This is a genomic window from Desulfosediminicola ganghwensis (assembly GCF_005116675.2).
GTDB classification, from domain to species: Bacteria; Desulfobacterota; Desulfobulbia; order Desulfobulbales; family Desulfocapsaceae; genus Desulfopila; species Desulfopila ganghwensis.
Map to the genome: position 1 here is coordinate 5,344,446 of NZ_CP050699.1, position 20,941 is coordinate 5,365,386.

Genomic DNA, 20,941 nt, shown 5'->3' on the forward strand with positions numbered 1-20,941 from the left:
TTTCGGGTCACTTCAAGCCGGAACAAAGACGTCTATTATCATTTTTTCAGCCAGCAAAGCGGGTCCTCGGCGAAATAATCCCCAGTCACCTGATACGCGTGGCCACGACAGCCATAGCAGTCATCACTCATCTCGCAACTGGCACAGGCACCCTTGATATGGCTGCGGATATTTCTCATATCCTGCATTACCCTGCTCTGCCTGATTATTTCAGCCAGACTCTGCTGACGTGTCGATCCTGCCGAGACACTTACTCCCGGACAAGGTTGTATTTCACCGGTGGTGGTAACCGTGCAGGAATATTCGTGGCGGGCACAATGTGATGCGACCAGAGGCGGATGCGGCGTCCAGCCACACTCGAACTCTTCCCTGTCTATGCGGGCCAGTTCCTCAAACATTGCCTTGACCTTTTCCGGCTCGACTTCCAGCTGTTCGCCTTCAGTCGCCCGGCCCTGATTGGTCAGAGTCTCCACGTAGGGTGTGATTCCACGGCGTCTGGCCCAGCGCCACAGTTCTGGAAGTTCATCATAGTTCTGTTTGCAGATAATGGTCTCGACTCCCAGGGAACTGTGCTCATCAGGGTAGCCGGCATATCTCAGCGCACTCATTGCCTTGACGATGGTGGTATAGGCCCCTTTCCTGCCGGCGAGGCTATCCTGAACAGCCTCTTCCCGGCTGTTCATTTTGAGCACAACCCCAACCTGGCGCTGATAGAGCCAGGTTGCAAACTCCTCGGTGAGGTTGATCCCGTTCGTGAAGAGTTCCACCACCATATCCCCTGCCAGGATATAATCGATAACCTCCCGCAGGTGTGGATAGAGCATCGGCTCACCACCGCCAAGAACGATAATTTTCTTTGCCCCCAGCCCCTTCGCCTGATCGATAATATCGTAGATCTCAGCCAGGGAAAGTTCGTTGGTCAGGGGCTCACCAGACGAGGCATAGCAGTACACACAACGGAGATTGCACACCCTGGACAACTCCAGTTCCACCGATAGCAGCCCGTTATTTTCCCGGCATTCAGCAATTTCTTCCGGGGTAAATTCCATCCCCAGTTGCTCACCTAAACATGTCATTGATACCTCACCTCTGGATCTGTATATCTATTTTCGAAACAGATTTTGCCCTTGAGCGGACCTGCAATCATTCTTCGTTTCGAAAATCAAAATATTTCCTTGCCTTACGACTGCCATCTGCAAACATTGCCGCCTTCACCCCGGCAACACTGTCCACCCGGATAACAGGCTTCACCCGCAGTCTGGCCTGCAGTTGCTCGACCATGAACTGCACATCCAGGGAGCTGTCGTCACTGCCAACCACCACCGTGATATCATCGGAACCATCCGCAGACTGCCGGACTTCAACATATGCGCCGGAAATACGGAGATCATCCTGCAGCACATTGAAAATGGTCTCAGGATAAAGAGTGGTACCTTTATACTTCAGTCGCTGGGCCAGGCGACCTTCCACCGGCCCGAGTCGTTTGGTGTTCCAACCGCACGTGCAAGGGGTTGAATCAAGCCTCGCCACATCGCCTGTCCTCAGTCGCAGCAAAGGAAAGCCCTCAACTCCCAGAGGTGTCACAACTACTTCCCCCTGCTCGCCATCCGGCAATACCCGCCCTTGGTCATCAACAATTTCCACCAGCATCAGTTCCGGGTGGACATGGCCTCCTGCCTGGGCTGAACATTCACCAAAAGCGGTCTCAAACTCAGTCGCTCCATAGGATGAATATAGGTTTGCCCCCCAGAGTTTATGGAGGTTTTGTCCCAACGGCGTCAATATATTACCCGGGCGTCGGGCCGGCTCACCAATGGTGACAATGGTCTCAATTGAACTTTGCGACACATCAATGCCGTGTTCATTGCCCCAGCAGGCAAGCTCATATAGAAAGGTCGGAACGCCAACCACTACCCGTGGCCTGAGGGTTTCAATGATCTGCCATTGCCGGGCAGGCTGGCCGGGACCGTTACGTATAGCTGCAGCTCCCAGCATGGTCACACCACTGTAATAGGCAAGACCGGCGATGAAACAACGGTCCAGAGTAACTGTGAGCAGCACACGGTCCCGGGCTCGAACCCCCACGCTGTGAAAAGCAACAGCCTCATTGAAAGCCAGCCGCTGCAGATCATTTGCTGTATAAGGGACCATCACCGCGTTACCAGTTGTGCCTGAAGTGAGCGCCACGTCGACGATACTCTTCTGATCACGAACACCGAACTTTTCCGGAAAACGGTCCAGGTCTTCCCGGGTGGTAAATGGCAGGTGAGTGAGATCGCTGATTGAGGACAACTCAGCTTCATCAAGACCAATAGCGTCAAATGCTTCCCGATAAAAGGCAGTCGTTCCCGCCCGACGGATATGCTTTTTCAGGGATATGAGCTGTACCGCTTCAATCTCTTTCAAAGGCTTTTCCCTCAGGGCAAACGCTTCCTGCAGGCTGTACCTATTCTGCTCAACCATCTGATTCATTTGACGTTACATAGTATTGGAAGTTTCAACAGGACCAGAAAGGGGACAACCAGGGAGATCTACATCTGCAAATTGACCGTTTTCTCTCAAAGTCTGCTCTATTATCTTGTGTACTTCACTGCGCAACTGTCTGACCGCCAGGGCATCATCGCCAATATCGACTGCCGGATAAACCGGGTCCAGCACAATCAGCGTAACCTCTCCACAGGCCATGAGCCGCTCGCCTGGTGAAAGAATTTTGCCAGCTCCCAGAATACACACCGGCACCAGCGGTCGTCCTGTCTCAATCGCCAGGGAAAATGCCCCGTTTTTAAAACGTCCCAGCTGATTGTTTCTTGAGCGGTGTCCTTCCGGCCAGATCGTCACGTAACTTCCTTCATCGAGCAAGGCCTTACACCTGCTGCGTACAGCATCCCACCCCTCTTCGGCATTTGCATAACCAGCAAGCCGCATAAAAAAGCCATACACCGGGATACGAAAAGGCCAGGAGGTGACAAAGCTGTTCTCAACAGGAATTGCACCAAACAGGTACGGGTCTATGGCAGAATTGTGGTTTGCTACAAAAATAGCGGATTCCGGCAACTCACGTGTGCTGTAACGCACCCGGACCGGAGACATAAAAGGAACCAGGCACACCAGCACCCAACCATACCAGCGAATCGCCCGCCTGAGCGCTGAAGGTAACGATCTGGAAAAAAGGAGTATCTGCGTTACCAGAATAGATGGCAACAGCAGGATTCCAACTGAGGTGAGCACCAGAAACACCAACCAGAAATAGACATTCCATATCAGTTTCTTCATGATCACGCCCAATTCATTCCCGCTACAAATGGCGTAACCACTATGCAGCTTCAGCCTGTTCCACCTTTAACTGCAGGAGGAACTGGTAGAGGTCGTCAATGGTGCGTATCGACCTGAGCGCTTCTTCATCTGTAAGCTTCATGCCAAACTCTTTCTCCAGCACCACCACCATATCAACGGCGTCCAGGCTATCAAGACCAAGATCTTCGTAAAGGGTCGCCTCCGGTATCATCTCGGCAGCATCCAACTCAAACTCTTCCGCCAAGACCTCGATCATACGCCGGCGAATATTTTCATCCTTCATTACACGTCCATTTTTCTGATCGCCAGGGAGGTATTAACCCCTCCCAGAGCGAAATTATTCTTCAATATTGCAGTAATCTTTGCCTTCCGTTTCTCCATTTGCAGGTTGGCACCCAGACAACGGGGATCAACCTCCTGGAGATTTCTGGTGGGGATCACATCCTGCCGTTCAAGCATTGCCAAAACCCCAATCAATTCGAGCGCGCCAGCGGCGCCCAGGGTATGTCCAAGATGTCCCTTGAAGGAGCTGACCGGTGTTTCTCCATCAACCACCGCAGCAATGGCAGTAGCCTCCGCGATATCACCAAGCTCTGTGCCCGTGGCATGCGCATTGACATAATCAATGTCTTTTGCAGTGAGCCCACCCTCCTCCATAGCCCTGGACATGGCCCGCATCATCGAGTTCTTGTCCGGGTTCGCGATATGCCGGCTGTCATTGACATTACCGAAGCCCACGATCTCGCCATAGATTTTTGCCCCGCGCGCCTTCGCCGAGGTGTAACTCTCCAACACGAGAATGCCTGCGCCACCACCACACACGACGCCGTCACGGGCCTGGTCAAAAGGCCGGCAGGCGCCCTCCGGATTGTCGTTGTTCAGGGATGCAGCACGCAATAAATCAAAGACACCCGTGACCGATGAGTGTGCCTCCTCTGCACCACCACAAAGCATCACCTCCTGACGACCAGCCTGAATGAGCATATAGCCAAGGCCGATAGCCTGGGATGAAGAGGTGCAGGCGCTGACGGGAGCCCACTGCTCACCCGTGATCCCCAATGCCAGGCAGACATTGGCTGCACAACTGTGCCCCATCATGGTGAAAAACTCTCCGGACTTAATCTCGCTGAACACTCGATCCGGCAAATATTTACTGTAAAAGGCCTCATACATGGACGGGCTGCCGGTGGTGGAGCCAATGGCAACACCGGTTTCCCCGCCCTGAACGACATCTTCTGTCAGCCCCGCATCTCCAATCGCCTCTTTGGTGGCAAGCGCGGCATAAATTGCCATCTGCCCCATGGATCTGCGCACTGCCCGGGGCAGCAGCTTTTTACAGTCAAATTCCGGGACAGGAGCAGCAATCCGACTGTTCATGCCGGTAATCGAATCCCATTCCGGCATAGCCCGCACTGCGGAGTTACCAGCCCAGATATTTTCAATCAGTTTATCTACCCCAAGCCCAAAGGGCGAAACAGCCCCTCTGCCTGTGATAACTACTCTGTTCAGACTCACCTTGTCACCTTCCCCCATAGATCTTCCAGCCCCAGTATCTCCCCGGCACCCACAAGCCCGGAAATCGATGCTCCCACCACTCCGGTCATCAATGTTGATTGACCACTCAGATAAAGACCAGGCACACGGGTACGCACATCCGGTGTAAACTGATCCAGGCAATGCATCGCGCCATAGGCGCAACCCTCAGGGGCTGCCAATTCATCCCTGAATGTCAGCGGCGACCCGGTGGCAAGCTGTTCCACCTTCCCGCAGACATGCCCCCAGCGTTTCTCGGCGGCACCAACCATTTCATCCGCAACCCTTGTCTTCATTTCCTGGTAAGCCCGTGGTCTCTCTCCTTGCGAACTAGCAGCAAATTGCTCGACATCCTGCCAATAACCCAGACGGAGCAGAATGGCGCCATGGGGATCTGCCTCTGACATATCTGCGCTGCCGGACCGGGAGCCCGCGCCGGCCATCATCATCGCTCTTTCACCGGTAGGTGTTGCGGAAAACTGTGGCAGCGGATCACCATTTTCGGGCAACAGGTAATAGTTGAGGGCACCGGTTGTGTAATCGATCGCTTTTTCCGTTTTGCAAAATACCGCAAACATCGACAGGCTGTTGGTTAAGGCTTTTAAGCGCTTCCTGTATGCCGGTCTGAAAACATTTTCCGGCACCATATCGATAACCGCTGAAGGATGCCCTGTAAATATCAACTGGTTACACTGTATTCTTTCTCCATCGGCAAGGTTGACACCGGCAACTTTTCCCTGTGCCAGGTGAATAGAGACGACCTCCCTGCCGGAGAACATTTCCACCCCCTGCCTCTTCAAAGCCACCGCAAAGCCATCGACAATTGTCTGGCCTCCGCCGCCGATGGTATACGCACCGGAATAATAGCCATGCGCCACTAAGGAGTGAACTTCCAGCGAAGCCTGGCCAACCGGCACGCCATACAGAAAGGCAGGAGCAGTCAAAACGGTTTTCAACCGCTGGTCGTTGGTAATTGAATTGAGAAATTCGGCGAGAGATTCCGGGCGTGATTTGTATCCCCGCAAAAAAGGCGTGAGGGGAAGCTCCGGATTATAAAAAGGAATCCCCGAACACTTTTCTTGTACAGAGCTGAGATAGGTTGTTATTGCATCTTTTTCTGCAGGGAAGTGAGACTGTAGTTCTTCAGCCAGTCGCTGGTAGGAGAAGTAGCCACGTACAGGTTGTTTACTGTCGAAAAACTCATAACTGTCATGACCATCTTTTGGAGCAGGCACGACTTGCAGGGCGGGAAGCACCTCACAATAGCGCCAGAGCAAATCAAGGATTTCTCCCTCACCCAGGCAACCTGTGTAGTGAAAACCGACATCAAAACCTATTTTTTTTCGCCGGAACTGGCGAATTGCACCACCGAACTGCCTCTGTCGCTCAAGAACCAGGACATCTTTGCCATTCTTGGCCAACAAGGTGGCGGCTGTCAATCCCGCTATGCCGCTTCCGACAACAACAACATCACATTTCACCTTCTCACCCTACAACAAAACACAAAACCGCCCCCTCAACCCACAGAAAACATTAATATCTTCCAGTGCTTGCTATCACATGCTACAATATCTTCCTGTTATTGTTAACAACAATCACAGGTAAATGACCAATTCAATCTCAACGCGTTATATAGACCATTTCAACGGGATATGCATTATCGAAGAACAAGTATTTGATATGGCGCTCTTACGAGTTCCCGACCAAGGCAGGTAATTCGCTACATCCACAAAAGATTTCAGGCCCTTAATTATGCGCAAAATTATAATATTTTTTTTGGCAACTCTCGCGTCAATACTATCCGGCTCTGGTGTTAAACAGGTAAAAGCATTTAACCTTGCCTCCCCTGAACGAGTAGGAATAGCAATGACAGCCGGTGCAAGTTACCACCCTGCCCCGACATTTGAGTTCGTGCAGCTCAGCGGCCTTGCTCTCTATGATTACGAACAGATTTTTCCCCATCAGGCACCGGACCAACTCAAATTCAAGCTCGAAACGAACATCGGGGCAGCAGATTTTTCCGGTCTTCGCCTCATGGCTTCTCTGAACTTTTATGCAGTCTATTATTTAGAAAGATTTCAGACCAATAAGCTGCGACCATATATTGAAGGCGGTGCCGGAATCATCTATAGTGATTTTCAGGTTGAAGACCAGGGGCTCAGGATAAATTTTAATCCCCAGGCCGGTATTGGCGTCGAGATCTCAGGCGATGACGGGCGAACATTCTTTGAAGCGCTGCACGCCACTCACATTTCAAATGGCGGACTGCACAGTGACAATGCAGGGATAAATGGCTTACTTTTCCAATTCGGTTATTTATTTTAACTATCCACATAATCTGGGTGGCAGTTTTCTACTTCAAAATTCCAACGAACGACGTACTTCATTCATCGGTAATCTTAAATGTATCAGGACAAAATGAAAACGATCACATCCATATTTTCTGCTCTTTTCATAACCTTTCTCTTTCTCGCTCCTCTTCATGCCCAAAACGACAGGAGTTCTGAAATAGCTCAGCAGATGGCATCACTTGATTCCCCTGCTACCAATCAACGCATCAAGGCTGCAAAAATCATAGCCCGCTCGGGATTTGACAATGAAGCACTTTATCAGAAGATCGCCCGGATTCTTGAAGCCGGTTATACCCAGAAAGGTGGCAGTAAACACATCGATGAAATGGCATGGATGTGCAAAGCACTCGCGGCTTCAGGCGATATCCGCTACACAGATCTGCTCACCGAAGTCGCCCGGAACAGCCCGAACAGAAAACTTCAGGGCTATGCCAAAAAGAGCGTTGCTCAGATTGGGAATTATGCCAAGCGCAAAGAAGTAATGGGATCGGATTATTCCTGGAACAAAAAGCTTACCGACGAAGAAAACCGCCTGGTCTCAATGCTTCGTTCAGGCGATCACAAGATCATGCGCGATGCTGCAAAAATCATCTATCGCGGGCAGCTGCTCAGCTCCCCGGTCTACCAGGAAGTGGCACAGGCCATCAGCTCCATGCAATCCACTATCGGTAGTAGCCGGATACACTCCGACACTTTGGCCTGGCTCTGTAAAGCGCTGTCCACTTCCGGTGATGCCAAATACGCCAAGGTGCTTCAGGGTGTTATCGACAACTCTCACAGTACCTCACTGACCAATCACGCGCAGAAGTCTCTTGCCAACCTGAGGCCCTAAACATCAGCCAGCCATGCCGGAAAAAGAAAAATCGTAATTGCGTGCATGGCTGGTGATCTGTCTATTTACGAGGGTTCCTGTAAGCAGCCGTCACGGCAGAGTTGCCTGAAATGCTATTTAGTTTCCGCAATACGTTTGTTCGTTCTGGCAAAACGCAGAAAAGACATCAGATTGCCAAGAAATCGCAGCCAGCTGTCCGGTGACTTCCATAACATGGTTACATACCCCCAAATGACCCGGGCACGCTGAAAATGTGACCGGTAGAAATCAATAAACAGCTCATCCAGCCTCTCGGCAGTCATCCCTTTCGGCACGAACCGGAACTGCATACAGTCCATCTCCCGCCAATCTTCATCGAAGGTACCCAACATTTCCCCGCCTTCCCCTTTTATCCCATCGTAGATGGGCGAGCCTGGAAATGGTGTGAATTTTGCCAGGTTGAAATCATCGAGATTGAGGGAATGCACATATTCTTTACTTTTTTCGATGCTCTTTTCTGTCTCACCGGGCAACCCCATCATTAACAACCCCTTCACCCTGATACCGGCCGACTGGATCATGTGCACTTTCTCTTTCAACATCTCCAAGTCAGGATTCTGCCGATGCTTGGCAAGTAAATCCGGGTCACCGGTTTCAATACCGAGGCTGATCATCCAGCATCCAGCCCTTTTCATGAGTTGCAGCAACTCCGGATCAAGGTGCTCTGCTCTCGCCGCACAGTTGAAAGTGATACCGAGCGGCTGGGCGATAATCAACTCACAGAACTCGGCAACCCTTTTCCGGTTAAAGGTAAATTGGTCATCGTAGAAATTCAGATGTTTCAAACTGTAGGTCTCTTTCAGGTACTTCATATGTCGATAGAGGTAATCGGCAGAATTATACCTGAATGTCCGTTTAAAAACCGAACGGTCACAATAACTGCAGGCATATGGGCAACCTCGACTGGACAGGCAGCTGCCATTCGGCACTTTGGGGTAATTGAATATAGGCAGGCTGTAGGCGTCGGGATAACCGGCAAGTTTATGGTATGCCGGAAACGGCAGCTTATCCAGATCCAGCAACTGCTTACGGCGCCCTGACCAGCACACCTCCCCTTGTACATCTTTATAAACGAGACCTTCTATGAGCTTTGGAGTTGCCGGTGACTGTAACAATTCACTCAGAGTTTCTTCACCCTCACCAACAACCAGATAATCTATCACTGGATAGTCAAGCAGCACCCGCTCTTTGAGTGCTGAAACGTGAACGCCTCCAAAAACGACTTTTACTTCCGGCAACACCTCTTTCGCCATTCTTGCCAGACGTTCTCCATCCAGAAAATTTGCAGTGGTGCATGAAAAACCGATAAAAGCTGGTTTATGGACTCGAAGATAATCCTGTATCAACTGCTCGGATTGGGGATGGGCATAACAGTCGATAATATCATTATCAAAGCCTTGTTCTGTCAGGTAGGCTGAAATCGAGGCCAAACCCAGAGGCGGCATTATATTGGCAAGCCGTGACACATCTCCTGCGGCCTTGCTGCTGCTGTAACCAAGGGGATGAACAAGAAGAATGACTTTATTTGTTGTTGTCTGCATGCTTACACCTGTGAAAGCTACTCTATATTGAAAACGACCTAACTGGTACCTGACCGGCAATGCGGTGTACATTTCAAAAGATTGAGAGTGTACCCCCGTAAATCCGATTTGTCGATGAGGAGCATAGGATAAACATCAGAATCCTCCGAAGAATATCGCTTGAAAATATCTACTTACCTCTAATCATTAGCTTGAAAATGTGAGTAAATAGACGAGATGTGTGAGGTGTGACCGACTCTCAAGTGATCACTCACTGAAATCATTATGTAATCTGCTTAGAGATAAGGGCTTTTCAGCTTTAAGTTGTTACTCTTATCACCTTGCCCCTCACGCCTCACTGCTTGAAGCTGAGCTTTAGTGGTAAGCAGATAAAAAAATAAGGGCCGCAGTTTACACTGCAGCCCCTATTCAACTGTTCAACTTCGTTATCGATACCAGAATATTACTGACTACACTCCGGATGTGCGAAAGGATTGGTATCCACAAAATCGGTGGCGTTCGAATCACAGGGGCTGATACCGCCACGTTCTTCCTGTCTGCTGAAACTGTGGCAGAACAGACAATCCATCCCTACTCCTTTGTCGACATGGTTGTGCATTCCTGGATGATCCGACTTGAGATTTTTCTCGCGGTGACACTGTGAACAGATCTGAGCCTTTGGTCCTTTCAGCGCATAACCGAGATTATCAAGTTCACTGAAAGTGGCCAGATCGAGATCACCATGGCACTTGGCACAATCTACATTGGCCGCAGGAGCGATACCGTGATTGAGCAGCTGGTAGGTATCGGTGGTTACCCACTCGACCGGCTCAGTCGACGGGTATCCCATGTTCACCAGACCGGACTGCACCGCCTGATCAACATCACCACTGCCTGCCAGATATTCATAAGTATCCAAAGCGACCAGTTTGCTGTCGCTGCTGACCATTGGCTGAACTCCGGTTTTATACTTAAAAGGGTAGAGTTTGCCGTCATTGATATCGCCAATTGGGCGAGAGGTCGGGTATGCCCCGGTCTCCGGGTCAATTACCGCTACATCCCCAAGCAGATAGTTGTCACTCAACCTATTCCAGAATTTATATACCGGCGACAAGTCTTCCCCGATAGTCAACTCCGGATGTCCGGGACCATTGGTGCCATCCGCCGGGGTACCGTCATGGCTGTAACGCCAGTCTCTGTTGAGTTCAGTGGCCACTTTCGCATAATGATCAATATGACAGGACTGGCAGGCAACTTTGCTCACGTGCCGATCTGCATCGGTACGGTTGGCACCTGCCGCGGCATGTCCGCCATCTACATCAAAGCCGGCATGGCAGGTAACGCACTTCACCTCGCTGCCACGGGCCAGGTCATCTGTCGGACGCAGGTCCGAACCGCGACCAATAGTTTTATGGTTCTGGAATACATGACACGACTGACATTTCAGGTCTGAAGCCATGACATTCATATGAACATCAAAGTTTGGATCGCTGTTATTGTCGGTACCTTCCAACAGGGTAGCTCCATGCAGATCGGTGCCGGACATGGAAAGATCGCCGCGCTTGACCGCATTGCCACCGCCTGCAAAGGCATGACACTTCAGGCAGTTTTTCCTGGTGGGCGCATTAATATTTTGGGTGTAACCATCAAGAACCTGAAGCTCTTCAGCAGTCGGATTCTCCACTCCAGCCAGACTCGGGGCCATGGAGCCGTCGGCAAGACGAGTTCTTGCCATGGCATAATCCTCATTGTGGCACGCCAGACAGTCGATGTTGGTCTTATCCGCCTGGGGGTCATCCGGTCTCTTTCCGCGCCCTACGTGGCATTTACCGCAGACCGGCCAGTCTCCGAGAATATTGATACAGTAGCTATTCACAGAATTGGTCAGCTTGCCCTGCAAGGTGCCATTCTGATTAGCCATCTCCGTGGTATCTCCAACCCACCAGTAATGGGTTGAATCTGCCATTTCGTTGAACTGCTGATCATGACAACTCAGACAGTCCAGCGGGTAATTCTGCCAGGTGTTAGAAGCATGCGGGTTTGTGCCACACGCAGGATCAGCCGTGTCGGTCAGGCCATCACAGTTGTCATCCACCCCATTATCACAAACTTCGCTCGCGCCCGGATTGATGCTTGCAAGGGTATCGTTACAATCTTCCTGGGTATAGCTACAGCTCGGATCAGCAGGAAAACCATAGCCGTCTCCATCAGCATCAGAACAGACCCCGGCTGTACAAGTGGGATCAGCTCTGTCGATGAGACCATCGCAATTATTGTCTAACCCATCGGTGCAAATTTCCGCAGCACCAGGATAAATCAGAGCATTATTGTCATTGCAATCACTCCTTTCAGTAACCCCGTCACCATCGTTATCCACCGGTTTTGCCGCCATTACTGCTGCTCCTGACAAGGCTGTCATCACGAGCACTAGCGCAGAACACAAAATGAACTTTCGCATGCTTCCACTCCTCCTTCGTATCGGTTGTAATGTAGAAAGGCACTCAGAAATCCCTCCAATTTCCGAATTACCTAATTTTACTAAATTACATAATTCTTATCCGCACACTAGCCGTCTTCCTTCCCAGATGCAATATAAAATAACAGGTACAATTGTAGGGACTTCGGCTGATATCTTAGCTATTGCGCGCAAATCCTTTACAGACGGGTGTGGTACTGAAATTGCCGCTATGTGAAAGAAGAAAAAAAGTTCAAGTAATGATTATCAACAAAAGAAAGAAGCCAGGCAGAAACAGAAGGGATAAGCAGCAAACCAGAGTCTGGTAAAAAGAGAATGCCCCCGGCACTGCTACCGGGGGCATTGGGGGAACATGAATTGAAAATGGTATTAAACCGCTGAGGCTACCTCCTCGGCCCACTCTTCTATCTCTGAGTGAACATCTTCCGGATCTCCGTCAATGCGAAGAGGCTCATTCACCACCTTTGCCTCAAGTTTTTCCATGAGTGACTCGAGTTCATCCACCGCACCGCAGAAATACTCATAGCTGGAGTCGCCACAGCCAAAGAGTGCCACCTTCTTAGTCGACAGCTCTGCCGACTTCATCTCTTCAAAAAACGGCTCAAAATCCTCCTGAAATTCGATCTCTTCCATTCCCCAGGTCGAAGCCCCGAGTACAGTAAGATCGTAGCCATTGCCAAGTTCAGCCACCTTGGTGTCGAAAACATTTTTAACAGTTACCTCGACACCTTTCTCGCCGAGAACTTCACTTATTTTACCTGCCACCATCTCTGTATTTCCGGTCGTTGAACCATAAACCACTAAAGCGCGTGCCATTTTTCTACTCCTAAAGGGTAATATTATGGAATGTAATTGCTGATGCGGGCAAGTCTGCTCTCAGAGGCGCACAACCAGTGCCGGCTTCAGCACAAAGTCATTGCAACCTTTTTTTGCAGCTGCAATTGGCACAATTCCCACCGCAGCGATGCCTGTTTTTTCTCGCTTTAGGTACTATTACTCGTCCTTCATCATGGCAGATATCCTTTCCCGTCTCTCCCATCAGGTAAATACTTTTTCTCGGTAATCCCAATGTGCCAACCATTTCATTGAACATCTCCCTGGAGTCAGGCGAAACCTGTGTTATCAACTTGGTGTGAATGAAAATATTGCCTTTTCCACGATATGAGTTGCTCATCATAGCGGCCATTATCTCAGCAGTTTTTGCACAAAATTGACCGTGCGGCCTGACATGGAGATTTCCATTACGTTCTTCTAACCTGACATTTCTATTAGTGATCATGCTATTAGTCCTGTTCGTATTTATAAATCTTAAAAGTCATACTTGAATCATCCCCAACCCTCTTGCGAGTGAAGAGAGCCCCGAACTCCTCATAATGACGAATTTTTTCTGGTATTTTTTACACTCTTTCTTTACCCGGCTACAGGCATCGTGACTTATACAATCGACCGGGCATAAAACAGCGTCCGCGCCATTGAGCATCTTCGGCAGAAGCTGACGTGAATTTTCCCGACCACCGTCATGATGGAGGAAATTACCACCCCTGTTTTCCACCATTTCCCGGTAGTGGCAGATCATATTGTGGCGACCACCAACATAGAGTATCGTTTTCCCGCACAGATCCGGCCCTATACATTGGCCTGCAGAAAAGTCACCACAATCGTCACATGGAGATACTGCCGTACCATCACTTCTCAGCATTGCTTCAATGGCAGCGAGTTCCGCTTTCAGGCTGTGATTCTCAAGCGTGAGTTCCTTGAGATTCTTCAGCTGGTCACCTGCCTCTTTCTCGCTTTTGTCAGCCTGCTGTTCAAGGCCCTTACATTCACCTAAGATCTGAGCGTTTTCAGCTTTCAGATCATCATTTTGTGATTTCAGGAGCTCCAACTCATTGCGCAGTTTTGTTAATGCTTGCGGAACATTTTGACTGATCTCTTTCTGCAGGAGACTGTTCACAGCAGCCAGATCGCTCATTTCCCGCTTCAACGCTTCCATTTCACTCCGCTCAAGCTGCAATTGAACGGCGATCTCTTCTCTGAGCTTGCTCTCATCTGCAAAAACTCGCTGCTTCAAAGCTGCCTGTTCTTTCATTTTGAGCAATTTTGAACGCAGGTCCTGCACCTTTCTGTTACGTTGGAGCTGGGAGGAAAATGTCTCGAAACTGATCATATGAGAGTCACCATAGACCCGATCAAGTAAGCGGGAACTACAGACGCCACTGGTCATAATCGCCCAATATGCTCCGGCAACCCTGCCTGCCCGCTGATCTTCTTCCCATTGGGCCCTTATTGCCTCATCATCACTGCAACTGCTGTAGCGCCGGACCGCCTGGCTGTATTTATGGTCCAGCATTTTATGAAGTACCCTGGATTGAGTTGAACGCAGAGACGCTATCCCGGTAAGATGTTGGTGAATCTCAAAATCATTTGCTTTGCTGCTTATCCCATACGATTTTCTCTGGGAAAAGGATCGCAGATCGTTGCGGCTTAAACAGATTCCAATCAGCGAACAGTGATACCGCTGCTCCAGCTGCCACAACTTTTTCCGGACACTCCGCCCGTTGCAACTTTTAGACTCTTCCACCAACTCAATGTCACCCTTCATCACCGCACCTTGTTAGCTACTCCTAACTCTTGCTCCAAAAAAAATGACAGCTCAACCTGCTGCCACCATAAACAATTTCCAATCATGCAGATGATGAACGAAAGATGTTTCGATCAGATCCGACTGATCAGGCAATCTACTCAATTCAGAATCCAAGGTCAAAGATTTTATTAGGCACCCTTAACTTTCCCTGGCCTACAAAAGAAATATTCCTGGTCTAATATTTTTTTAAAAACGGTAATTCGACAATATAGAGAGAATTCCAGAAAGTTTATCCGAAAAACTAAAATTCCATTAACCCGCTGTTAACCCCCCATGCTGTATGGTCCCCAGACTTAATCAACAAAATGAGAAATTCTCTCATTATTTCAAGCTAGAAAAGGACAGGAGCAGAACGAGCTGGGATTCTCAATCTTAAGCATCTCCGGAATCACGTTAAGGATTCACCCAGGATACAATTTACTATCATGGAGCTTTTAATGAAACGTCAGTACCTCAAGCCTACTTCCATCGGAGTGGCCATGCTGCTCTTACTTCCCCTGCTGCTCAGTGGATGCAAAGAAAGCGAGCAAACCAAAGCCAGTGCACCAGCAATGCCGCCACCTGCAATCGACATCGCCACGATAACAACTCAGCCCTACACCTCGACCGTTGAACTTCCCGGTAGAATCTCTCCAGTGCGTGTCGCAGATGTTCGTGCCCGCGTTGCCGGCATCGTCTTGAGCCGTAACTTCGAAGAAGGTGCAGACGTTGACAGAGGACAGATCCTGTTCCAGATAGACCCGGCACCTTTCGAAGCCGCCCTGGCCCAGGCAAAAGCTAGCCTGGCACAGGCGGACGCAAGTTTTTTCCAGGCACAGGCCGAGTATAATCGCTCTGAGCCGTTAAATAAAATCGGCGCCATCAGTCCACAGGAATTTGATGCAGCAACCGCAAATCTGAAAGCGGCCGAAGCTGCCAAAAAATCTGCCCTGGCCCAGATTAAGACCGCCGAGCTCAACCTTGGCTACGCCACCGTAGTGGCCCCCATCTCCGGCCGCATCGGACGTGCACTTGTCACTGAGGGTGCCCTTGTCGGGCAGGGTGAAGCTACAGCTATGGCAAAGATTCAGCAACTTGATCCCATCTATGCCGACTTCTCCCAACCGCTCTCCGACTATCTGCGTATGAAGTCTACCCGCACCGATAATGACGCACCTGTTTCCATTAATCTGGATGAAATTGACTATACCCAGGAAGGCCGTTTCCTATTCTCCGATGTAAATGTAGACCGCACCACCAGTCAGGTGAGCCTGAGAGGCGAATTTGCCAACCCTCAGGGCCTGCTGCTGCCGAACATGTTCGTTCAGGTCACTGTGGAGCTTGAGTCATTTCCCGAGGCGGTTTTCATCCCTCAAAGAGCTGTAACCCTAACCAGTACAGGAAATGCCACAGTATTTGTTGTTGATGCCCAGGCCGTTACGACTGTGAGAGAGGTGGTTACCGGCAAAATGCAAGGCAGTGAGTGGCAGATTATCGAAGGCCTCAGCGCCGGCGACCAGGTAATTGTTAACGGTGCAGACAAAATCCGCCCCGGTATGCAGCTGGACATCTCCGCTATAACCGATCAGAACACCAGTCAAATCGCCAAAAAGTAAGCAGGAGAAACGATGTCTAGGTTTTTTATCGAAAGACCCAAATTTGCATGGGTCGTCGCTATCTTTATCGCAATGGCAGGCCTCTTGGCTATTCCCAACCTGCCCGTTGAGCGATATCCACAGGTAGCCCCCCCGCAGATCAGCGTTGGTGTTTTTTATCCCGGAGCTTCGGCTGAAACCCTGAATGATTCAGTTATCGGCCTTATCGAGGAAGAAATAAACGGTGCCGACGGACTGCTCTATTTTGAATCTACCAGTAACTCCAATGGCTCAGGTGAAATCACCATTACCTTCGGGCCTGGTACTGACGCAGACATGGCTCAGGTTGATATCCAGAACCGTATCCGCCGGGCTGAGCCCCGGTTGCCCGAAGTGGTCCGAAATCAGGGAATCAATGTAGACAAGGCCAGTGCCGGCTTTCTCATGGTTTATGCCCTGAATTACCATGAAGGTGCTCAAGATACCAATGTTCAGCGACTCGCCGATTACGCTGCCCGAAATATCAACAACGATATCAGGCGAATTCCCGGTGTCGGTCGCGTGCAGTTTTTTACCAGCGAAAGTGCCATGCGTGTCTGGCTTGACCCGCAGAAACTGATAAGCTACAACCTTTCAGTGACTGATATCAGCCAGGCCATTGCTTCACAGAACATTCAGGTTCCCGCAGGTAGTTTCGGTGACAGACCAAGCCCCACCAGCCAGGAGCTGACTGCCACCCTCATGGTCGACGGTACCATGATCACCCCGGAAGAATTTGGCAATATTGTACTGATCTCCAAAGATGACGGTTCCGCTGTTCATCTTCGAGATGTCTCCCGAATTGAAATCGGACCGGAATCCTATAATATATCTTCCCGGGTGAATAGTATCGGCGGCGCGGTTGCCGCCGTCCAGCTTGCTCCGGGGGCCAACGCCATCGCCACCGCCGACGCCATCAAGGAAAGGCTGGAAGAGCTTTCCAAAAACTTCCCGGATGATATCCAGTATTCGATTCCTTACGATACTTCCAAGTTCGTCAAGGTCGCCATTGAAAAAGTAATATACACCCTGCTGGAAGCCGTGCTGCTGGTATTCCTGGTGATGTTTCTTTTTCTGCAAAACTTTCGCTACACGATTATTCCCACCATCGTTGTACCGATCTGCCTGCTTGGTACCTTCGCCCTGATGGAAGTGCTCGGCTTCTCAATCAACATGATGACCATGTTCGGCATGGTTCTGGCCATCGGTATTCTGGTAGATGATGCCATTGTTGTGGTCGAGAACGTTGAACGCATTATGGCTGAAGAGGGACTCTCGCCCCGAGAGGCCACCATTCAGGCCATGAAACAGATTTCCGGCGCCATTGTAGGTATCACCCTGGTACTTGCCGCCGTGTTCTTCCCGCTGGCATTTATGGACGGTTCGGTTGGTGTTATTTACCAGCAGTTCTCCATATCGCTGGCGATCTCCATTATTTTCTCCGGTTTTCTTGCTCTGTCCCTCACTCCCGCGCTCTGTGCCACCATGCTTAAACCGATTTCCGGCAATCATGGTGAGGAGAAGGGAGGCTTTTTCGGGATGTTCAACCGCTCCTTCAACAGGTTGACCAATGGTTATGTCGGGCTGACCAACGGCCTGGTCCGTAGAACCGGCCGGGTCATGATTATCTATGCAGTAATCCTCGGTGCCCTCGGCTATACCTATCTCCGAATGCCGGAATCATTCGTTCCGGATGAGGATCAGGGGCTGGCATTGGTCAATGTCCAGCTCCCCGCCGGTGCGACCTACAACCGGACCCTCGAGGTGATGGAAAATGTCGAGAAATTTTTCCTCTCCCAACCGGAAGTATTGAATGTTGTTTCGATTAACGGCTTCAGTTTCTCCGGACAGGGCCAGAATGCAGGTCTGGCCTTTGTTGAATTGAAGGATTGGTCTGAAAGAAGCAAGGAACAATCGGTCGCAAACCTTATTGCTAAAGCCAATGGTTATTTCTTTACCACCAATAAGGACGGTATGGTCTTCTCTGTGAATCCACCGGCCGTAGATGGTCTTGGTGCCATGGGCGGTTTTTCACTTCGCGTACTGGATTACAACGGCACCGACCGGGCCGAGTTCAGATCTACGCTGAATACCCTGCTGCAGGAAGCAAACAGTTCATCCATTGTGCGTCAGAGCCGAATCGAAGGATTGCCGGACGCACCTCAGCTTCGCCTCGATATCGACCGTCAAAAAGCAGAAGTGCTTGGAGTTGATTTCAGTGCAATTCGTACCGTTTTATCTACCTCCTACGGCTCTGCGACGATCAACGAATTTGTTCGTGACGGCCGTGTTCAGCGTGTTGTGGTTCAGGCTGGCGGAGAGCACAGACTTACCCCGGAAAGCCTCGACCAGCTCTATGTGCAGAACAGGATGGGAGAGGACGTGCCTCTGAAATCATTTGTCAGTACCTCCTGGGAAACCGGCCCGGTCCAGTTTAACCGTTACAACGGCTTTGACGCGTTCAAGGTAGCTGGTGACGCCCAGGTCGGCAGCAGCTCCGGTCAGGCAATGATCGAGATGGAACGTATCGTCGATCTGCTGCCAACCTGGGTTGGTTCGGAGTGGACAGGTCTCTCCTATCAGGAAAAACTCGCCGGTGACCAGGCATTGTACCTCTTTGCCCTGGCACTGCTGATCGTTTTCCTGCTGCTTGTCGCCCTGTATGAGAGCTGGGCCATCCCGTTTTCGGTAATGCTCATCGTTCCAATCGGCGCGATTGGTGCTGTTCTGGCAACAATGGTTCTGCAAATGGAGAACGATGTCTACTTCAAGGTAGGTCTTATCACCATTATCGGTCTCTCTGCCAAGAACGCAATTTTGATCGTTGAATTTGCAAAAGACCTCTACGCCCAGGGGCAAGGCTTACTTGAGGCGACAGTTACAGCCTCAAAGCTCCGCTTTCGCCCCATCATCATGACCTCCATGGCATTCACCCTGGGTGTTGTGCCCCTGGCGACCTCTACCGGAGCCGGTTCAGCTAGCCAGAGAGCGATCGGAACAGGTGTAATCGGCGGGATGACCAGTGCAACAATATTTGGCGTGCTCTTTATTCCGGTACTGTTTGTATTTGTCTTGAAGGTATTCGGCATAGATCGCAAAAAGCAGGAGGCAATCGCCAACACAGAATCATCTCAGGCAACTCTGCCTGAGGCGGAAACTGCAAAAGGAGCGGAATAACATGAAACGAACTCTCTTTAACACCTCTGCTCTCGCAATCTCCGGACTCATGATGGCGGTGCTGGTTGCAGGCTGTTCCATGAAACCAGCCTATGAGCGCCCCGATTCCACTGCTCCTGCCGCCTGGCCTGAGCAGACAGCGGCCTCGCAGAACCCCGGCGTAGGGGTTTCCATCTCTGTACTGGACTGGCAGGATTTCGTGCTTGACATGGAGTTACGCCAGCTGGTTGATAATGCCCTGGAACATAACCATGATCTGCGTGAAGCTGTGCTGAACATCGAAGCAGCCAGGGCGCAATATCGAATCCAGCGCTCAGACCGGCTCCCCGGAATAGATGGCCAGGCAGGCTCCACCAGCCAGAGAATACCGGCAAGCCTCAACGGCACAGGCGACTCCAGCAACGTTACCACCTACCAGGTCGGCCTTGGTGTGACTGCCTATGAGCTTGATCTTTTCGGCCGGGTACGTGACCTCTCGGAGGCTGCTCTCGAAAGCTACTTTGCAACGGAAGAAGCGGCCCGCGCCACCAAGATAAGTCTTATTGCCGGGGTGATCCAGGCCTACATCAGCCGTGCCGGTGCCCAGGAGCGTCACGACCTGACCAAGCAGACTTTCGAGACCCGCCAGGTCTCCCTGGATATTATTTCCAAACAGCGCAAAGTCGGCTCAACTTCAGACCTCGATTACTTAGAGGCCAAGGGCCTGGCTGAACAGGCCCAGGCCGACCTTGAAGTTGCAGCCCGCGAACTTGCCCAGACTGACAATGGTCTGGCCCTCCTGACAGGGGTGCCGGTTGAACAACTCCCGAAACCCAAGGGAACCGATAACCGGATAATCCAGGAGCAACTTGCACCGGGTCTGCCCTCCGAGTTGTTGACCAGACGGCCCGATATCCTGGCGGCTGAACACCGGCTTATTGCCAGTAACGCCAACATCGGTGCGGCACGGGCTGCATTTTACCCGCGAATCACCCTCACCGGCTCATTCGGCACCGCCAGCGGCGACCTGGCTGATCTCTTTTCTTCAGGTTCCACAGCCTGGCAGTTCATGCCGCAGTTGAACCTGCCGATTTTCAACTACGGCAGCAACAAGGCCAACCTGAACCTGAACAAGGTGCGTAACGAGATTTCCATCGTTCAGTACGAAAAGGCTATTGAGTCCGCATTCCGTGAAGTAGCAGACGCCCTTGTCGACCGTGAGACCTTTGCCCGTGAGGAAAATGCCCGCAAGGCTCTGGCTGAATCCTCGAGCCACTCGCTGCAATTGTCCGAGGCCAGGTATCGTCATGGTGTCGACAGCCATCTCAGGTATCTGGACGCCCAGCGCCGGGATTTCACCAACCAGCTTGGCCTGATCCAGACCAGGACTCAAAGACAGATCGCCTTGGTCAACCTGTTCAGGGCGCTGGGTGGAGGGTGGGATCCCAGCCACACCGAACCAGTAGCGTCCGTCGACTGAGCA

The 20,941-nt window shown here is 50.9% G+C and carries 16 protein-coding genes; 5 read left to right on the forward strand and 11 right to left on the reverse strand.

Features of this window, described 5'->3' with window-relative positions; genetic code table 11:
* Positions 1 to 38 precede the first annotated feature (38 nt).
* The 6 genes from FCL45_RS23060 to FCL45_RS23085 form a co-directional block, all read right to left on the reverse strand.
* The gene (locus FCL45_RS23060; RefSeq protein ID WP_136795697.1) at positions 39 to 1,076 is read right to left on the reverse strand and encodes a radical SAM/SPASM domain-containing protein; all 1,038 of its coding nucleotides are present in this window, start codon (positions 1,074 to 1,076) and stop codon (positions 39 to 41) included.
* Positions 1,077 to 1,143: 67 nt separating this feature from the next.
* Positions 1,144 to 2,472 (reverse strand): phenylacetate--CoA ligase family protein, encoded by a 1,329-nt coding sequence (locus tag FCL45_RS23065; protein WP_228721403.1) that lies wholly within the window; start codon positions 2,470 to 2,472, stop codon positions 1,144 to 1,146.
* A gap of 6 nt (positions 2,473 to 2,478) precedes the next feature.
* Positions 2,479 to 3,273 carry a lysophospholipid acyltransferase family protein gene (locus FCL45_RS23070; RefSeq protein ID WP_136795698.1) on the reverse strand — a complete coding sequence of 265 codons (795 nt, stop codon included), beginning with the start codon at positions 3,271 to 3,273 and terminating at the stop codon, positions 2,479 to 2,481.
* A 40-nt stretch (positions 3,274 to 3,313) separates the two neighbouring features.
* On the reverse strand, positions 3,314 to 3,577 hold the full coding sequence (locus tag FCL45_RS23075; protein WP_136795699.1) for an acyl carrier protein: 264 nt from the start codon (positions 3,575 to 3,577) through the stop codon (positions 3,314 to 3,316).
* Positions 3,577 to 4,827, reverse strand: a complete 1,251-nt coding sequence (locus tag FCL45_RS23080; RefSeq protein ID WP_136795700.1) for a beta-ketoacyl-[acyl-carrier-protein] synthase family protein — start codon at positions 4,825 to 4,827, stop codon at positions 3,577 to 3,579. Before FCL45_RS23080 ends, FCL45_RS23075 begins: the two co-directional genes overlap by 1 nt.
* Positions 4,806 to 6,308: a phytoene desaturase family protein gene (locus FCL45_RS23085; RefSeq protein WP_136795701.1), complete on the reverse strand. Its 1,503-nt coding sequence runs from the start codon at positions 6,306 to 6,308 to the stop codon at positions 4,806 to 4,808. Before FCL45_RS23085 ends, FCL45_RS23080 begins: the two co-directional genes overlap by 22 nt.
* A 271-nt stretch (positions 6,309 to 6,579) precedes the next feature.
* On the opposite strand from FCL45_RS23085, the gene FCL45_RS23090 reads away from it, so the two are divergent.
* Positions 6,580 to 7,152 (forward strand): acyloxyacyl hydrolase, encoded by a 573-nt coding sequence (locus tag FCL45_RS23090; protein WP_136795702.1) that lies wholly within the window; start codon positions 6,580 to 6,582, stop codon positions 7,150 to 7,152.
* A 93-nt stretch (positions 7,153 to 7,245) separates the two neighbouring features.
* Positions 7,246 to 8,010 (forward strand): hypothetical protein, encoded by a 765-nt coding sequence (locus tag FCL45_RS23095; protein WP_136795703.1) that lies wholly within the window; start codon positions 7,246 to 7,248, stop codon positions 8,008 to 8,010.
* 113 nt (positions 8,011 to 8,123) lie between these two features.
* On the opposite strand, the gene FCL45_RS23100 is transcribed toward FCL45_RS23095, so the two are convergent.
* From FCL45_RS23100 to FCL45_RS23120, 5 genes are all read right to left on the reverse strand, one after another.
* Positions 8,124 to 9,590, reverse strand: a complete 1,467-nt coding sequence (locus FCL45_RS23100) for a B12-binding domain-containing radical SAM protein (RefSeq protein WP_136795704.1) — start codon at positions 9,588 to 9,590, stop codon at positions 8,124 to 8,126.
* A 442-nt stretch (positions 9,591 to 10,032) separates the two neighbouring features.
* A complete protein-coding gene (locus FCL45_RS23105) occupies positions 10,033 to 12,027 on the reverse strand; it encodes a MopE-related protein (protein ID WP_136795705.1) in 1,995 nt (664 codons plus the stop codon).
* 387 nt (positions 12,028 to 12,414) lie between these two features.
* The gene (locus tag FCL45_RS23110; protein ID WP_136795706.1) at positions 12,415 to 12,861 is read right to left on the reverse strand and encodes a flavodoxin; all 447 of its coding nucleotides are present in this window, start codon (positions 12,859 to 12,861) and stop codon (positions 12,415 to 12,417) included.
* A gap of 97 nt (positions 12,862 to 12,958) precedes the next feature.
* Positions 12,959 to 13,324 carry a hypothetical protein gene (locus tag FCL45_RS23115; RefSeq protein WP_176360087.1) on the reverse strand — a complete coding sequence of 122 codons (366 nt, stop codon included), beginning with the start codon at positions 13,322 to 13,324 and terminating at the stop codon, positions 12,959 to 12,961.
* A 36-nt stretch (positions 13,325 to 13,360) separates the two neighbouring features.
* Positions 13,361 to 14,647: a DUF2325 domain-containing protein gene (locus FCL45_RS23120; protein ID WP_136795707.1), complete on the reverse strand. Its 1,287-nt coding sequence runs from the start codon at positions 14,645 to 14,647 to the stop codon at positions 13,361 to 13,363.
* A 479-nt stretch (positions 14,648 to 15,126) separates the two neighbouring features.
* Between FCL45_RS23120 and FCL45_RS23125 the strand changes: the two genes are divergently transcribed.
* Genes FCL45_RS23125 through FCL45_RS23135 form a run of 3 tightly spaced genes read left to right on the forward strand, consistent with a single transcriptional unit; the run spans position 15,127 to position 20,938 of the window.
* Positions 15,127 to 16,284: an efflux RND transporter periplasmic adaptor subunit gene (locus FCL45_RS23125; RefSeq protein ID WP_228721405.1), complete on the forward strand. Its 1,158-nt coding sequence runs from the start codon at positions 15,127 to 15,129 to the stop codon at positions 16,282 to 16,284.
* A gap of 12 nt (positions 16,285 to 16,296) precedes the next feature.
* Positions 16,297 to 19,479 carry an efflux RND transporter permease subunit gene (locus FCL45_RS23130; protein WP_136795709.1) on the forward strand — a complete coding sequence of 1,061 codons (3,183 nt, stop codon included), beginning with the start codon at positions 16,297 to 16,299 and terminating at the stop codon, positions 19,477 to 19,479.
* Position 19,480: 1 nt separating this feature from the next.
* A complete protein-coding gene (locus FCL45_RS23135; protein WP_136795710.1) occupies positions 19,481 to 20,938 on the forward strand; it encodes an efflux transporter outer membrane subunit in 1,458 nt (485 codons plus the stop codon).
* The last annotated feature ends 3 nt before the right edge of the window (positions 20,939 to 20,941 follow it).